At 39.6% G+C, this 767-nt stretch carries 1 protein-coding gene and 1 pseudogene; both read right to left on the bottom strand.

The window, feature by feature from the left end; genetic code table 11:
• A partial coding sequence (locus tag ACFIM8_RS09220; RefSeq protein WP_375614843.1) for a hypothetical protein occupies window positions 1-380 on the bottom strand: 380 nt, incomplete at its 3' end.
• Window positions 377-767: pseudogene (locus ACFIM8_RS09215) on the bottom strand (hypothetical protein); the annotation flags it as partial. The gene ACFIM8_RS09220 and the pseudogene ACFIM8_RS09215, both read right to left, overlap by 4 nt.

Here is a 767-nt window from a genome sequence, read left to right as displayed (position 1 = left end):
TACCTTTTACAAAAAGGGCTGTTTAAGCGCTTTTCGACACTTCTCTTCGGAATGACAGCACCAGGCTGACAAATGGGGAGGTTTTCCTCTTTAAAAGTATAACACGGACTCCCTCCCCCTTTATAACGGAATCCTGCTTGAATCATACATGTATAAGTTGTTGCTTTTGCATTGATGCTCTGCTTTCTATTTTCTGAATCAGGATCGATAAGACTCGGCATTCCACATTCTAATAAGGCTTTTCCTACCTCAGTAGAATCCGCACCTGACTTCTCCCACATACTCACGTACCCTGGAGCAGGTTTGTCAATGTTTTCAATGTCACATCCAGTAACCGTTAACAAAATGAGCAGGCTTAATAAATTAAAAAACATTTTCATTTTTTGTTCCCTGTTCTCGTTGAATAAAGTTTTTTAAAATCAAATGAACCGTAATTCCATCTACACGCATCACTCGCATCAGCATAACAATTATGGGGGCTCGGGTTAAGGCCCAAGACCGCTCTCCCCATCTCTCTGAGAGGATTAGTTGCTATAGTAAATAAACTGTTTGCTGCAAATATCGTCATATAAAAAGGATTTTTTATACCTTTCTCCAAAAGTGAAAAATCTAGATTTAAAGGTGCCTTATAAGCCGTAGGCCAATTGTAACCAATCACTGTACTAATGGGGTCTAACATATGACCTTGTGTGTAGATATAATTTTTTTCGCCATCGCTTAGATAATCTACTGTATTGGCCATCGATTGCATGTGAGCAGCCGCTCCA

The sequence above is a fragment of the Bartonella sp. AC535YNZD genome (assembly GCF_042196625.1).
Classification (GTDB): Bacteria; Pseudomonadota; Alphaproteobacteria; order Rhizobiales; family Rhizobiaceae; genus Bartonella.
Note: the sequence above shows the minus strand (reverse complement) of the source record. Positions and strands in the feature narration are given on the sequence as shown.